Below are 16,086 nucleotides of genomic sequence, written 5' to 3' on the forward strand. Positions count from 1 at the left end.
CCTACCTGACGGGACAGCAGGATGTGCTCACGGGTTTGTGGCATCGGACCATCAGCGGCCGAGCAAACCAGAATAGCGCCGTCCATTTGAGCAGCACCGGTGATCATGTTCTTCACATAGTCAGCGTGACCTGGGCAGTCAACGTGAGCGTAGTGACGGATCTTCGAGTTGTACTCAACGTGTGCGGTGTTGATGGTGATACCGCGAGCTTTTTCTTCTGGTGCGCTGTCGATCTTGTCGAAGTCAACGATTGCAGAACCGAAAACTTCGGAGCAAACGCGAGTCAGAGCAGCAGTCAGAGTGGTTTTACCGTGGTCAACGTGACCAATGGTGCCAACGTTGACGTGCGGTAGGGAACGATCAAATTTTTCTTTAGCCACGACAATTAACTCCTAGCCTAAAGGGGCTGAATCAGCCTTGTTTTTTGGTTACGGATTCGACGATGTGCGACGGAGCCGTATCGTATTTTTTGAATTCCATAGAGTAGCTTGCGCGACCCTGGGACATGGAACGAACGTCGGTCGCATAACCGAACATCTCACCCAGTGGAACCTCGGCACGGATAACCTTGCCGGACACTGTGTCTTCCATACCCTGGATCATGCCGCGACGACGGTTAAGGTCGCCCATCACATCACCCATATAGTCTTCAGGCGTAACAACCTCTACAGCCATGATCGGCTCAAGCAACTCACCACCGCCCTTCTGGGCCAGTTGCTTGGTCGCCATGGAGGCAGCCACTTTAAACGCCATCTCGTTGGAGTCGACGTCGTGGTAAGAACCATCGAACACGGTAGCCTTCAGGCCGATCAGCGGATAGCCGGCAACAACGCCGTTCTTCATCTGCTCTTCGATACCCTTCTGGATAGCCGGGATGTATTCCTTAGGAACCACACCACCTACAACTTCGTTCACGAATTGCAGACCTTCCTGACCTTCGTCAGCAGGAGCAAAACGGATCCAGCAGTGGCCGAACTGACCACGACCGCCGGACTGACGAACGAACTTGCCTTCGATTTCACAGTTCTTCGTGATGCGCTCACGATACGAAACCTGAGGCTTGCCGATGTTGGCTTCGACGTTGAACTCACGGCGCATCCGGTCAACCAGGATGTCCAGGTGCAGCTCGCCCATGCCGGAGATGATCGTTTGACCAGTCTCTTCATCAGTTTTAACGCGGAAAGACGGGTCTTCCTGAGCAAGTTTGCCCAGAGCGATACCCATTTTTTCCTGGTCATCCTTGGTCTTAGGCTCTACGGCAACCGAAATAACCGGCTCCGGGAAGTCCATGCGAACCAGGATGATTGGCTTGTCAGCGTTGCAGAGGGTTTCACCAGTGGTGACGTCCTTCATGCCGATCAGGGCCGCGATGTCACCAGCGCGTACTTCCTTGATCTCTTCACGGGCGTTTGCGTGCATTTGCACCATACGACCCACGCGCTCTTTTTTACCTTTAACCGAGTTGATCACGCCGTCGCCGGAGTTCAACACGCCCGAGTAAACACGGACGAAGGTCAAGGTACCCACGAATGGGTCGGTAGCGATCTTGAACGCCAGAGCCGAGAACGGCTCCGCATCGTCTGCATGACGCTCCAGCTCGATTTCCTCGTTATCAGGGTCAGTACCCTTGATCGCAGGAATGTCGGTCGGTGCAGGCAGGAAGTCGATAACGGCGTCGAGAACCAGGGGAACGCCCTTGTTCTTGAACGAAGAACCGCAAACAGCCAGAACGATTTCGCCAGCGATAGTACGCTGACGCAAAGCAGCTTTGATCTCTTCGATCGACAGCTCTTCGCCTTCCAGGTACTTGTTCATCAGCTCTTCGTTGGCTTCAGCAGCAGCTTCAACCATGTTGTTGCGCCACTCTTCAGCCAGCTCTTGGAGCTCAGCAGGAATGTCCTTGCGAACAGGGACCATACCCTTGTCAGAGTCGTTCCAGTAGACAGCTTGCATGTTGATCAGATCGATCTGACCCTGGAAGTTGTCTTCGGAACCGATGGCCAACTGGATCGGCACCGGAGTGTGACCCAGACGCTGCTTGATCTGACCGATCACGCGCAGGAAGTTGGCACCAGCACGGTCCATCTTGTTTACGTAAACAAGACGTGGAACACCGTATTTGTTGGCTTGACGCCATACGGTTTCCGACTGAGGCTCAACACCCGAAGTACCGCAGAACACAACGACAGCGCCGTCGAGTACGCGCAGGGAGCGCTCAACTTCAATAGTGAAGTCAACGTGGCCCGGGGTATCGATTACGTTGAAGCGGTGCTCGTCCTTGTACTGCTTCTCGGAACCTTTCCAGAAAGCGGTGATGGCAGCAGAAGTAATGGTAATACCACGCTCCTGCTCCTGCACCATCCAGTCTGTGGTCGCGGCGCCATCATGCACCTCGCCCATTTTGTGACTTTTGCCGGTGTAAAAAAGGACGCGCTCGGTGGTGGTGGTTTTACCAGCATCCACGTGAGCGACGATACCGATGTTACGGTAGCGGCTAATCGGAGTAGTACGAGCCATAAAGCCCTCGCAAAATTAGTGAAGCTAAAATTAGAAGCGGTAGTGCGAGAAAGCTTTGTTGGCTTCAGCCATACGGTGCACGTCTTCACGCTTCTTAACAGCAGCACCTTTACCTTCAGCAGCATCCAGCAGTTCGCCAGCCAAACGCAGAGCCATAGACTTCTCGCCACGCTTACGGGCGAAGTCTACCAACCAGCGCATTGCCAGAGCGTTACGACGGGAAGGACGAACCTCGACCGGAACCTGGTAAGTAGCACCACCAACGCGGCGCGACTTCACTTCGACCAGCGGAGCGATGGCGTCGAGTGCTTTTTCGAAGAGTTCCAGGGGATCGGTGCCAGCCTTACGGGTCGCAACGGTTTCCAGGGCACCATAAACGATACGCTCGGCAACGGCTTTCTTGCCGCTTTCCATAACGTGGTTCATGAATTTGGCGAGGATCTGGCTTCCGTATTTCGGATCGTCCAGAATCTCACGCTTTGCTGCTACGCGACGTCTTGGCATGATAAGCCCTCAAGCGGTCTTCAGGTTAGCTCGGGACAGATCCAATGGATGCGTGCCCGACCTTACTCTTATCGACTCAATAAAATGAAAATCTGCAAAACGACCGATTACTTCGGACGCTTGGTACCGTACTTCGAACGACCCTGGTTACGGCCTTTAACGCCGGAAGTATCCAAGGAGCCGCGAACGGTGTGGTAACGAACACCTGGCAAGTCTTTTACACGACCGCCGCGGATCAGTACCACGCTGTGCTCTTGCAGGTTGTGACCTTCACCACCGATGTACGAGGAAACCTCGAAACCGTTGGTCAGGCGCACACGGCATACTTTACGCAGTGCCGAGTTAGGTTTTTTCGGCGTAGTGGTGTACACACGGGTGCACACGCCACGACGTTGCGGGCAGTTCTGCAGCGCAGGTACGTCGGATTTCTCGACGATACGCTTACGCGGCTGACGTACCAGCTGGTTGATAGTTGCCATCTACTAGCTCCACTGTTGTCTTGCGACGCTATTGTCTTGCAAGAAAAGCAAAATGGCAGGAACGAATTCCCGCCAAATTTAGGGGATCAAGAGTCTAAAGAGGATCTTGCCCCCAGTCAAGGCAAGGCCCCGACCTCCCCGCCCTTCGAACCTCGACAAAATGTCTCGATTCGATGAACGGAGCGATCAGGGCCTTACGCTCATTTACCGCAGAACTCAGTTACCGCTCGAGTTCAGCGCTTCGGTCAGTGCAGCTTCCACTTCACTGGCGCTTACGCGCAACGGCTTGTCAGCATCACGGCGACGCTTGCGCTCGCTGTGATATGCCAGACCGGTACCGGCCGGGATCAGACGACCCACGACTACGTTTTCTTTCAGGCCGCGCAGGTAATCGCGCTTGCCGGTGACTGCCGCTTCGGTCAGTACGCGGGTGGTTTCCTGGAAGGAAGCCGCCGAGATGAACGATTCGGTGGACAACGACGCCTTGGTAATACCCAACAGAACGCGAGTGTACTTGGAGACGAACTTGTCTTCGCCACCCAAACGCTCGTTTTCTACAAGTACGTGAGTCAGTTCCATCTGGTCGCCCTTGATGAAACTCGAATCGCCGGATTCAGCAATTTCAACTTTACGCAGCATCTGACGCAGGATGGTCTCGATGTGCTTATCGTTGATCTTCACGCCTTGCAGACGGTAAACGTCCTGGATCTCGTTAACGATGTACTTGGCCAGCGCGCTCACACCCAGCAGACGCAGGATGTCGTGCGGATCGCTTGGGCCGTCGGAGATAACTTCGCCGCGGTTTACCTGTTCGCCTTCGAACACGTTCAGGTGACGCCACTTCGGAATCAGCTCTTCGTACGGATCGCTACCGTCGTTCGGGGTAATAACCAGACGGCGCTTGCCTTTGGTCTCTTTACCGAACGCGATGGTGCCGCTGACTTCAGCCAGAATCGACGCTTCTTTCGGACGACGAGCTTCGAACAAGTCGGCAACACGCGGCAGACCACCGGTGATGTCGCGGGTCTTCGAAGTTTCTTGCGGGATACGCGCGATAACATCACCGATCGCGATCTTCGCACCATCCGCAACACCGACCAGGGCGTTGGCTGGCAGGAAGTACTGAGCGATAACGTCAGTGCCTGGCAGCAACAGATCCTTGCCGTTGTCGTCGACCATCTTCACTGCTGGACGGATTTCCTTGCCCGCAGCTGGACGATCTTTCGCGTCGAGTACTTCAATGTTGGTCATACCGGTCAATTCGTCAGTCTGACGCTTGATCGTGATGCCTTCTTCCATGCCCACGTAGGTCACGGTACCTTTCATTTCGGTAACGATCGGGTGAGTGTGCGGATCCCACTTGGCCACGATTGCGCCAGCGTCGACCTTGTCACCCTCTTTAACCGAAATCACAGCGCCGTACGGCAGCTTGTAACGCTCGCGCTCACGACCGAAGTCATCAGCGATGGCCAGCTCACCGGAACGGGACACAGCAACCAGGTGACCATCCACTCGCTCAACGTGTTTCAGGTTGTGCAGACGGACGGTACCGCCATTCTTCACCTGAACGCTGTCGGCTGCGGAAGTACGGCTTGCCGCACCACCGATGTGGAACGTACGCATCGTCAGCTGGGTACCCGGCTCACCGATGGACTGGGCAGCGATAACGCCGACCGCTTCACCGATGTTCACCTGGTGACCACGAGCCAGATCACGGCCGTAGCACTTGGCGCAAATGCCATAGCGGGTTTCGCAGCTGATCGGCGAACGCACGATCACTTCGTCGATGCTGTTCAGCTCGATGAACTCAACCCACTTCTCGTCAACCAGAGTACCGGCCGGAACGATAACGTCCTCGGTGCCTGGCTTGAATACGTCACGGGCAATGACACGACCCAATACGCGTTCACCCAACGGCTCTACAACGTCACCGCCTTCAATGTGCGGAGTCATCAGCAGACCGTGTTCGGTGCCGCAATCGATCTCGGTTACAACCAGATCTTGCGCCACGTCTACCAGACGACGAGTCAGGTAACCGGAGTTCGCAGTTTTCAACGCGGTATCCGCCAGACCTTTACGAGCACCGTGAGTGGAGATGAAGTACTGAAGTACGCTCAAACCTTCACGGAAGTTCGCAGTAATCGGCGTTTCAATGATGGAACCGTCCGGCTTGGCCATCAGACCACGCATACCGGCCAGCTGACGAATCTGTGCTGCGGAACCCCGCGCACCCGAGTCGGCCATCATGTACATCGAGTTGAAAGACTCTTGATCGACTTCAACGCCATGACGGTCGATAACCTTCTCTTTCGAGAGGTTGGCCATCATTGCCTTGGAAACTTCGTCGTTCGCTTTCGACCAAAGGTCGATCACTTTGTTGTACTTCTCGCCCTGGGTTACCAGGCCGGAGGCGTACTGGCTCTCGATCTCTTTCACTTCGTCGGTGGCAGCACCGATGATGCGGGCTTTCTCGTCAGGGATAACGAAGTCGTTAACACCGATGGAAACGCCGGAGATGGTCGAGTAAGCGAAACCGGTGTACATCAACTGGTCAGCGAAGATCACGGTCTCTTTCAGACCAACCACGCGGTAGCACTGGTTGATCAGCTTGGAGATCGCCTTCTTCTTCATCGGCAGGTTGACGACGTCGTACGACAGACCTTTTGGCACAACCTGGAACAGCAGCGCACGGCCGACAGTGGTGTCGACGATACGGGTACCGCTCACGCTGTTGCCGTCACGGTCGTTGACGGTTTCGTTGATACGTACTTTAACCTTGGCGTGCAGTGCGGCTTCGCCGGCACGGAACACACGGTCAACTTCCTGCAGATCCGCGAACACACGACCTTCGCCTTTGGCGTTGATCGCCTCACGAGTCATGTAGTACAGACCCAATACAACGTCCTGCGACGGAACGATGATTGGCTCACCGTTGGCTGGCGACAGAATGTTGTTGGTCGACATCATCAACGCGCGCGCTTCCAACTGGGCTTCCAGTGTCAGCGGTACGTGCACGGCCATTTGGTCGCCGTCGAAGTCGGCGTTGTACGCGGCGCAGACCAGCGGGTGCAGCTGGATAGCCTTACCTTCGATCAGTACCGGTTCAAACGCCTGGATACCCAGACGGTGAAGGGTCGGTGCACGGTTGAGAAGAACCGGGTGTTCGCGAATCACTTCAGCAAGAACGTCCCAAACCTCTGGCAGTTCGCGCTCGACCATTTTCTTGGCCGCTTTGATGGTGGTCGCGAGACCACGCATTTCAAGCTTGCCGAAAATGAACGGTTTGAACAGCTCGAGAGCCATTTTCTTCGGCAGACCGCACTGATGCAGACGCAGAGTCGGGCCTACGGTAATTACCGAACGACCGGAGTAGTCAACACGCTTACCGAGCAAGTTCTGACGGAAACGACCTTGCTTACCCTTGATCATGTCAGCCAGGGATTTCAGAGGACGCTTGTTGGAACCGGTGATAGCGCGGCCACGACGACCGTTGTCGAGCAGAGCATCGACAGCTTCCTGCAACATACGCTTTTCGTTGCGCACGATAATGTCCGGAGCGGACAGATCCAGCAGGCGCTTCAAACGGTTGTTACGGTTGATCACTCGACGATACAGATCGTTGAGGTCGGAAGTCGCGAAACGACCGCCGTCCAGCGGGACCAGTGGACGCAGATCTGGCGGCAGAACCGGCAGAACGGTCAGCACCATCCACTCTGGCAAGTTGCCGGAACCCTGGAAGGCTTCCATCAACTTCAGACGCTTGGACAGCTTCTTGATCTTGGTTTCGGAGTTGGTTTGCGGAATTTCTTCGCGCAGACGGCCAATCTCGTGTTCCAGGTCGATTGCGTGCAGCAGTTCACGGACAGCTTCAGCACCCATACGGGCGTCGAAGTCGTCACCGAACTCTTCCAGCGCTTCGAAGTACTGCTCGTCGTTCAGCAGCTGACCTTTTTCAAGGGTGGTCATGCCTGGATCGATAACGACATAGCTCTCGAAGTAGAGAACGCGTTCGATATCACGCAGGGTCATGTCCATCAGCAAGCCGATACGGGACGGCAGCGATTTCAGGAACCAGATATGGGCAACCGGCGAAGCCAGTTCGATGTGCGCCATGCGCTCACGACGAACCTTGGCCAGTGCAACTTCAACGCCGCACTTCTCACAGATCACACCACGGTGCTTCAAGCGCTTGTACTTACCGCACAGGCACTCGTAATCCTTTACCGGGCCAAAGATCTTGGCGCAGAACAGACCGTCACGCTCAGGTTTGAACGTACGGTAGTTGATGGTTTCCGGCTTTTTAACTTCACCGAACGACCATGAGCGGATCATCTCAGGCGAGGCCAATCCGATACGGATGGCGTCGAACTCTTCGACTTGACCCTGGTTTTTCAGCAAATTCAGTAGGTCTTTCAAGGCCTTTCCTCCTGGCGGAGCAGAGAGCGGGCAATCCTGCCCCGCTCTCGATTCGCGTCACGTGTTATTCGGTTTCCAGATCGATATCGATGCCGAGGGAACGAATTTCCTTGATCAACACGTTGAAGGACTCGGGCATGCCCGGCTCCATACGGTGATCGCCATCCACGATGTTTTTGTACATCTTGGTACGGCCGTTCACATCGTCCGACTTCACTGTGAGCATTTCTTGCAGAGTGTAAGCAGCACCGTATGCCTCCAGTGCCCAGACCTCCATCTCCCCGAAACGCTGACCACCGAACTGCGCCTTACCACCCAGCGGCTGCTGGGTAACCAGGCTGTACGAACCGGTAGAACGCGCGTGCATCTTGTCGTCTACCAAGTGGTTCAGCTTCAGCATGTACATGTAGCCAACGGTAACTGGACGCTCGAACTTGTTGCCGGTACGGCCGTCAGTCAGCTGCATCTGGCCGCTTTCCGGCAGGTCTGCCAGTTTCAGCATGGCCTTGATTTCGCTTTCCTTCGCGCCGTCGAACACTGGGGTGGCCATTGGAACACCGCCACGCAGGTTCTTCGCCAGATCCAGGATTTCCTGATCGGAGAAGCTGTCCAGATCTTCGTTACGACCGCCGATCTGGTTGTAGATCTCGTCCAGGAAGGTACGCAGCTCAGCGACTTTACGCTGCTCTTCGACCATCCGGTTGATCTTCTCGCCCAGACCTTTGGCCGCGAGGCCGAGGTGGGTTTCGAGGATCTGACCAACGTTCATACGCGAAGGTACGCCCAGTGGGTTGAGGACGACGTCGACCGGGGTGCCATTGGCATCGTGCGGCATGTCTTCAACCGGCATGATCACAGAGACCACACCTTTGTTACCGTGACGACCGGCCATCTTGTCGCCCGGCTGGATGCGACGACGGATTGCCAGGTAAACCTTGACGATTTTCAGCACGCCTGGAGCCAGGTCATCGCCCTGCTGCAGTTTGCGCTTCTTGTCTTCGAACTTGTCGTCCAGCAGGCGGCGGCGATCAACGATGTAGGCCTGAGCCTTCTCGAGCTGCTCGTTCAGAGCATCTTCAGCCATGCGCAGTTTGAACCACTGACCATGCTCAAGACCGTCGAGAACTTCGTCGGTGATGTCCTGACCTTTCTTCAGACCTGCGCCGCCTTCAGCCTTGTGGCCTACCAGAGCGGAACGCAGACGTTCGAAAGTAGCGCCTTCAACGATACGGAACTCTTCGTTCAGATCCTTGCGGATCTCGTCCAGCTGGGACTTCTCGATCGACAGTGCACGAGCATCACGCTCAACGCCGTCGCGAGTGAAGACCTGTACGTCGATGACAGTACCTTTGGTACCGGTAGGTACGCGCAGGGAGGTGTCTTTAACGTCGCTGGCTTTTTCACCGAAGATTGCACGCAGCAGTTTTTCTTCCGGAGTCAGTTGGGTCTCGCCTTTCGGAGTGACCTTACCCACCAGGATGTCGCCTGCGCCAACTTCAGCACCTACGTAAACGATACCGGCTTCGTCCAGCTTGTTCAGTGCAGCTTCACCCACGTTAGGGATGTCCGCAGTGATTTCCTCTGGGCCAAGCTTGGTGTCACGGGCCACACAGGTCAGTTCCTGAATGTGGATCGTGGTGAAACGGTCTTCCTGAACCACACGCTCGGACAGGCAGATGGAGTCTTCGAAGTTGAAGCCGTTCCATGCCATGAACGCGATGCGCATGTTCTGACCCAGCGCCAGTTCACCCATGTCGGTGGACGGGCCGTCGGCCATGATGTCGCTACGCTGAACGCGATCACCCTTGCTCACCAGCGGACGCTGGTTGATGCAGGTGTTCTGGTTCGAGCGGGTGTATTTGGTCAGGTTGTAGATGTCGACACCAGCTTCGCCGGTTTCAACTTCGTCATCAGCAACACGAACCACGATACGGCTGGCGTCGACGGAATCGATCACGCCGCCACGACGAGCCACGACGCAAACGCCGGAGTCACGGGCTACGTTACGCTCCATGCCGGTACCTACCAGCGGCTTGTCAGCGCGCAGGGTTGGTACAGCTTGACGCTGCATGTTCGAACCCATCAACGCACGGTTGGCGTCGTCGTGCTCGAGGAACGGAATCAACGACGCTGCAACCGAAACTACCTGCTTCGGCGAAACGTCCATCAAGGTGACTTCTTCAGGCGCCTTGACGGTGAATTCGTTCAGGTGACGTACGGCCACCAGTTCGTCGATCAGGACTTTCTGGTCGTTCATGGTCGCCGAAGCCTGCGCGATCACGTGATCGGCTTCTTCAATAGCGGACAGGAACACGATCTCGTCGGTGACCACACCCTCTTTCACCACGCGGTACGGGCTTTCCAGGAAGCCGTACTGGTTGGTGCGAGCGTAAGCAGCCAGGGAGTTGATCAGACCGATGTTCGGACCTTCCGGCGTTTCAATCGGGCATACACGACCGTAGTGAGTCGGGTGTACGTCACGGACTTCAAAGCCTGCGCGCTCACGGGTCAGACCGCCAGGGCCGAGTGCAGAGACACGACGCTTGTGGGTAATCTCGGACAGCGGGTTGTTCTGGTCCATGAACTGCGAGAGCTGGCTGGAACCGAAGAACTCTTTCACCGCTGCAGCCACTGGCTTGGCGTTGATCAGGTCTTGCGGCATCAGGCCTTCGCTTTCAGCCATCGACAGACGCTCTTTGACCGCACGCTCAACACGTACCAGGCCAACGCGGAACTGGTTCTCGGCCATTTCGCCTACGCAGCGAACACGACGGTTACCCAGGTGGTCGATGTCATCGACAATGCCTTTACCGTTACGGATGTCGACCAGAGTCTTCAGTACCGCGACGATGTCTTCCTTGCACAGCACGCCCGAACCTTCGATCTCGGTACGACCGATACGACGGTTGAACTTCATCCGGCCGACCGCAGACAGATCATAGCGCTCAGGGCTGAAGAACAGGTTGTTGAACAGGGTTTCGGCAGCGTCTTTGGTTGGCGGCTCGCCTGGACGCATCATGCGATAGATCTCGACCAGCGCTTCCAATTGGTTGCTGGTGGAGTCGATCTTCAGCGTGTCGGAGACGAACGGACCGCAGTCGATATCGTTGGTGTACAGAGTTTCGATGCGAACAACGCCGGCCTTGGCAATTTTTGCCAGGACTTCAGTGTTCAGCTCGGTGTTGCACTCTGCCAGGATTTCGCCGGTAGCCGGGTGCACGATGACCTTGGCGGTAGTACGGCCCAGGACGTAGTCCAAAGGTACTTCCAGAGTCTTGATGCCGGCTTTTTCGATCTGGTTGATGTGGCGCGCGGTAATACGGCGGCCCGCTTCAACAATGACCTTGCCCTTCTCGTCCTGAATGTCCAGAACCGCAATTTCACCACGCAGACGCGAAGCAATCAGTTCCAGGCTGAGGGTTTCACCGCTCAGGTGGAAAACGTTGGTGGTGTAGAAAGCGTCCAGCACTTCTTCAGTGGTATAGCCGAGCGCGCGCAGCAGTACCGATGCCGGCAGCTTGCGACGACGGTCGATACGCACGAACACGCAGTCTTTCGGGTCGAACTCGAAGTCCAGCCACGAACCGCGGTAAGGAATGATGCGCGCGGAGTACAGCAGTTTGCCGGAGCTATGCGTCTTGCCGCGGTCGTGGTCGAAGAACACGCCCGGGGAACGGTGCAGCTGGGAAACGATTACACGCTCGGTACCGTTGATTACGAAGGTACCGTTCTCAGTCATCAGGGGAATTTCACCCATGTAGACTTCTTGCTCTTTGATGTCCTTGATCGCTTTGTTCGACGATTCTTTGTCGAAAATGATCAGGCGCACTTTTACCCGCAAAGGTACGGCGAAAGTTACACCGCGCAATACGCATTCTTTGACATCAAATGCCGGTTCGCCCAGGCGATAACCGACGTACTCCAGCGCAGCATTGCCGGAGTAGCTGATGATCGGGAAAACGGATTTGAAGGCCGCATGCAGGCCCACGTCGCGGAACTGATCTTTAGTCGCTCCCGCTTGCAAGAATTCACGATACGAATCCAGCTGGATGGCCAGGAGGTAAGGCACATCCATGACGTCCGGCAACTTGCTAAAGTCCTTGCGGATACGTTTTTTCTCAGTATATGAGTAAGCCATCAGCGTTCCCCAGCTTGGTCACCTGCTTGTTTGGCCCCTCCCGACGGGAGCAGCCAGAAAATCGTGCAAACCCCATGGTTTGCGCCACCGCATCGGGTGGTTACAGCGCCTTTATCAGCACCGACCCAGTCGGCTGCCAATAACGGAAAAAGGCCGGTGGCAAGAGCCACCAGCCATCAGCCTGTCGCTTGACGCTCGGGCTGGAGGAGCAAAGTCGATACTTATTTCAGCTCGACTTTAGCGCCTGCTTCTTCCAGCTTCTTCTTGGCGTCTTCAGCCGCTTCTTTCGAAACGCCTTCAGCTACAACCTGAGGAGCGCCGTCTACTTTCTCTTTGGCTTCTTTCAGGCCCAGACCGGTCAGTTCACGAACTGCCTTGATCACGTTAACCTTCTTCTCGCCAGCTTCCAGCAGAACAACGTTGAACTCGGTTTGCTCTTCAACAACAGCGGCAGCAGCAGCTGGACCAGCCGAAGCAGCAGCAGCGGTAACACCGAAAGTTTCTTCCATCGCTTTGATCAGCTCAACGATTTCCACTACGGATTTCTGGCCGATTGCTTCGATGATTTGTTCGTTAGTCAGAGACATGACTCAATTCCTGAATTGGGGGACGGCCTACGCGACCATCGAAATAAACAAAAAACGCGAGAAGTTGACGAGCCTTAGGCTGCAGCAGCTTCTTTCTGGTCGCGAATTGCCGCCAGAGTACGAGCCAATTTACTGGTAGCGCCTTGAATCACGCTCATCAGCTGAGAAATTGCTTCGTCACGGGTCGGCAAGGTTGCCAGTACGTCGATCTGATTAGCTGCGAGGAACTTGCCCTCGAACGCAGCTGCCTTGATCTCGAACTTGTCCTGACCCTTGGCAAACTCTTTGAAGATGCGAGCAGCAGCGCCCGGATGTTCGTTGGAGAATGCAATCAGGGTCGGGCCGGTGAACACGTCGTTGAGGACACTATATTGAGTGTCAGCAACAGCGCGCTTGAGCAGGGTGTTACGTACAACACGTACGTAAACGCCAGCTTCACGAGCCTCTTTACGGAGTCCGGTCATTGCGCCTACTGTTACGCCACGTGCATCAACCACGACAGCGGACAGAGCGACTTTGGCAGCCTCGTTGACTTCAGCGACGATGGCCTTCTTGTCTTCGAGATTAATTGCCACGGGTTTAACTCCTGCTTGTTACCGTTTCATTCGATCGGAACCGAATGTCGTTTTGGTGTCTGATTCGGTAAGGAACCGGGAGCACCATCTGCGTAGGCTTAAGGTTTAAGACTTGCGTCGCCTACGGTCTTGGATAGCCCCCGCCAGGCAGGGACCCCAATCTTTCAATTGGCGCGAACCATCGCGCCAACCTTTGTCTTACGCGTCCAGCGAGCTCTGATCGATAACCAGACCTGGGCCCATGGTGGTGCTCAGGGTAACGCGCTTGACGTAGATACCTTTCGAAGAAGCAGGCTTGATACGCTTCAGATCAGCGATCAGGGCTTCAACGTTTTCCTTCAACTTGACGGCGTCGAAGCCCATCTTGCCAACGGAAGTGTGAATGATGCCGTTTTTGTCGGTGCGATAACGAACCTGACCAGCTTTAGCGTTTTTAACCGCGGTAGCTACGTCTGGAGTTACAGTACCAACCTTAGGGTTAGGCATCAGACCACGTGGACCGAGGATCTGACCCAGTTGACCTACAACGCGCATTGCATCAGGGGATGCGATCACTACGTCATAGTTCAGGTCGCCGCCTTTCATTTCGGCAGCCAGATCGTCCATACCTACACGGTCAGCGCCGGCAGCCAGAGCGGCCTCAGCAGCTGGACCCTGAGTGAACACAGCAACGCGAACAGTCTTGCCAGTGCCGTGTGGCAGCACAGTAGCGCTACGAACAACCTGGTCGGATTTACGCGGGTCTACACCCAGGTTTACAGCAACGTCGAACGACTCGCTGAACTTGACAGTCGACAGCTCAGCCAGCAGAGCAGCGGCGTCTACAATGTTGTAGGCCTTGCCTGCTTCGATTTTGCCGGCGATAGCCTTTTGACGCTTGGTCAGCTTAGCCATTACACACCCTCCACGTTAAGGCCCATGCTACGAGCAGAACCGGCGATAGTACGCACGGCTGCATCCATATCAGCTGCAGTCAGATCCGCGTTTTTGGTTTTCGCGATTTCTTCCAGCTGAGCACGGGTAACGGTGCCAACCTTAACGGTGTTCGGACGAGCGGAACCGCTGGTCAGACCGGCCGCCTTCTTCAGCAGAACCGAAGCAGGGGTGGATTTGGTTTCGAAAGTGAAGCTACGGTCGCTGTAGACAGTGATGATCACTGGAGTCGGCAGACCTGCTTCAAGACCCTGAGTACGGGCGTTGAAAGCCTTGCAGAATTCCATGATGTTCACGCCGTGCTGACCCAGAGCAGGACCAACAGGTGGGCTTGGGTTAGCCTGAGCGGCCTTCACTTGCAGCTTGATGTAAGCGGTAATTTTCTTGGCCATGAGGCACTCCAATTACGGGTTCAAACGCCTCGAAAGGCTCCCCGGTTACTTGCGCGTTTATCCCAGTGACGACAAAACCCCACAGCCTAGGGCTGCGGGGTTGGGATGCTTGTCCAGCTAGACCTTTTCGACCTGACTGAACTCCAACTCTACCGGAGTAGAGCGACCGAAAATGAGCACTGCCACTTGGATCCGGCTCTTTTCGTAGTTAACTTCTTCAACAACGCCATTGAAATCAGCGAATGGACCGTCATTGACTCGCACCGTCTCACCTGGCTCGAAGAGAGTCTTCGGCTTCGGCTTGTCGCTACCATCAGCAACACGACGCAGAATTGCTTCCGCCTCTTTATCGGTGATTGGCGCAGGCTTATCGGCAGTACCGCCAATGAAACCCATCACCCGAGGAGTATCCTTGACCAAGTGCCAAGTACCCTCATTCATATCCATCTGAACCAGCACATAGCCTGGAAAGAACTTGCGTTCGCTTTTGCGCTTCTGGCCATTGCGCATTTCAACCACTTCTTCAGTGGGAACCAGAATCTCGCCGAAGCCATCTTCCATGCCAGCCAGCTTTACGCGCTCGATCAGCGAGCGCATCACATGCTTCTCGTAACCCGAGTAAGCATGCACAACATACCAACGCTTAGCCACGGGACACCCTTAGCCGACAATCAAGGAAACAAGCCAGCCGAGCAGGGAATCAAGACCCCACAACAGCAACGCCATAACCAGAACAACAGCCACCACAATCAGGGTGGTCTGCGTGGTTTCTTGGCGAGTTGGCCACACGACTTTACGAATCTCGGTGCGAGCTTCCTTAACCAGTACAAAGAAAGACTTGCCCTTCGCAGTCTGCAGGCCTACAAAGGCAGCTACAGCAGCAATGACAAGCAAAGCGAGTACACGGTACAGGATCGGCGAAGCAGAGTAATACTGATTGCCAACAACGCCAACAACCACCAAAGCGACAACTACAAGCCACTTGAGCAGATCGAAGCGAGAGCCTTGAGCTTCAGCTTTAGGAGTCATCTATGAAGATCCTGTGAAAAGAAAGCCAGACACACCGAGTGAATCTGGCAGGTCAGGAGGGAATCGAACCCCCAACCTACGGTTTTGGAGACCGTCGCTCTGCCAATTGAGCTACTGACCTAAAACAAAATCAGGCCGACCATTATGCCGGCCCGAAAAATACATTACAACCACTTACTCGATGATTTTAGCTACGACGCCAGCGCCGACGGTACGACCGCCTTCACGGATAGCGAAACGCAGACCGTCTTCCATCGCGATGGTTTTGATCAGGGTAACAGTCATCTGAATGTTGTCACCTGGCATTACCATTTCAACGCCTTCTGGCAGCTCGCAGTTACCAGTCACGTCAGTAGTACGGAAGTAGAACTGTGGACGGTAGCCTTTGAAGAACGGAGTGTGACGACCGCCTTCTTCCTTGCTCAGAACGTAAACTTCTGCAGTGAACTTGGTGTGCGGCTTAACCGAACCCGGCTTAACCAGAACCTGACCACGCTCAACGTCGTCACGCTTGGT

The 16,086-nt window shown here is 55.3% G+C and carries 12 protein-coding genes, 1 tRNA gene and 1 pseudogene; all 14 read right to left on the minus strand.

The window, feature by feature from the left end; genetic code table 11:
- Positions 1–380 (minus strand): GTP-binding protein (locus F8N44_RS30535; RefSeq protein WP_191630987.1); only part of this gene is annotated, 380 nt, incomplete at its 3' end.
- 31 nt (positions 381–411) lie between these two features.
- On the minus strand, positions 412–2,517 hold the full coding sequence (gene fusA, locus F8N44_RS30540; RefSeq protein WP_016984188.1) for an elongation factor G: 2,106 nt from the start codon (positions 2,515–2,517) through the stop codon (positions 412–414).
- A 30-nt stretch (positions 2,518–2,547) separates the two neighbouring features.
- A complete protein-coding gene (gene rpsG / locus F8N44_RS30545; RefSeq protein WP_007916467.1) occupies positions 2,548–3,021 on the minus strand; it encodes a 30S ribosomal protein S7 in 474 nt (157 codons plus the stop codon).
- Positions 3,022–3,128: 107 nt separating this feature from the next.
- Positions 3,129–3,500: a 30S ribosomal protein S12 gene (rpsL, locus tag F8N44_RS30550; RefSeq protein ID WP_003186084.1), complete on the minus strand. Its 372-nt coding sequence runs from the start codon at positions 3,498–3,500 to the stop codon at positions 3,129–3,131.
- A gap of 216 nt (positions 3,501–3,716) precedes the next feature.
- Positions 3,717–7,916, minus strand: coding sequence for a DNA-directed RNA polymerase subunit beta' (gene rpoC, locus F8N44_RS30555; protein WP_034156498.1), 4,200 nt, complete (start codon positions 7,914–7,916; stop codon positions 3,717–3,719).
- Positions 7,917–7,980: 64 nt separating this feature from the next.
- Positions 7,981–12,054 (minus strand): DNA-directed RNA polymerase subunit beta, encoded by a 4,074-nt coding sequence (gene rpoB / locus F8N44_RS30560; protein WP_093442653.1) that lies wholly within the window; start codon positions 12,052–12,054, stop codon positions 7,981–7,983.
- Between the two features lie 221 nt (positions 12,055–12,275).
- Positions 12,276–12,641: a 50S ribosomal protein L7/L12 gene (gene rplL, locus F8N44_RS30565; RefSeq protein WP_003228750.1), complete on the minus strand. Its 366-nt coding sequence runs from the start codon at positions 12,639–12,641 to the stop codon at positions 12,276–12,278.
- Positions 12,642–12,715: 74 nt separating this feature from the next.
- Positions 12,716–13,216: a 50S ribosomal protein L10 gene (rplJ, locus tag F8N44_RS30570; RefSeq protein WP_008081912.1), complete on the minus strand. Its 501-nt coding sequence runs from the start codon at positions 13,214–13,216 to the stop codon at positions 12,716–12,718.
- A gap of 198 nt (positions 13,217–13,414) precedes the next feature.
- The gene (gene rplA, locus F8N44_RS30575) at positions 13,415–14,110 is read right to left on the minus strand and encodes a 50S ribosomal protein L1 (RefSeq protein ID WP_007916481.1); all 696 of its coding nucleotides are present in this window, start codon (positions 14,108–14,110) and stop codon (positions 13,415–13,417) included.
- Entirely contained in the window at positions 14,110–14,541 is a 432-nt protein-coding gene (gene rplK / locus F8N44_RS30580) for a 50S ribosomal protein L11 (RefSeq protein ID WP_003228756.1), read from the minus strand. The genes rplA and rplK overlap by 1 nt, the downstream gene beginning before the upstream one ends.
- 117 nt (positions 14,542–14,658) lie before the next feature.
- Positions 14,659–15,192 carry a transcription termination/antitermination protein NusG gene (nusG, locus tag F8N44_RS30585; protein ID WP_007957598.1) on the minus strand — a complete coding sequence of 178 codons (534 nt, stop codon included), beginning with the start codon at positions 15,190–15,192 and terminating at the stop codon, positions 14,659–14,661.
- A gap of 9 nt (positions 15,193–15,201) precedes the next feature.
- Positions 15,202–15,570, minus strand: a complete 369-nt coding sequence (gene secE / locus F8N44_RS30590; RefSeq protein ID WP_007916493.1) for a preprotein translocase subunit SecE — start codon at positions 15,568–15,570, stop codon at positions 15,202–15,204.
- A 45-nt stretch (positions 15,571–15,615) separates the two neighbouring features.
- A tRNA-Trp gene (locus F8N44_RS30595) sits at positions 15,616–15,691 on the minus strand.
- A gap of 53 nt (positions 15,692–15,744) precedes the next feature.
- Positions 15,745–16,086 (minus strand): annotated as a pseudogene (locus tag F8N44_RS30600) (elongation factor Tu); the annotation flags it as partial.

This window comes from Pseudomonas fluorescens, from assembly GCF_902497745.1.
In the GTDB taxonomy this organism is placed as follows: domain Bacteria; phylum Pseudomonadota; class Gammaproteobacteria; order Pseudomonadales; family Pseudomonadaceae; genus Aquipseudomonas; species Aquipseudomonas fluorescens_BM.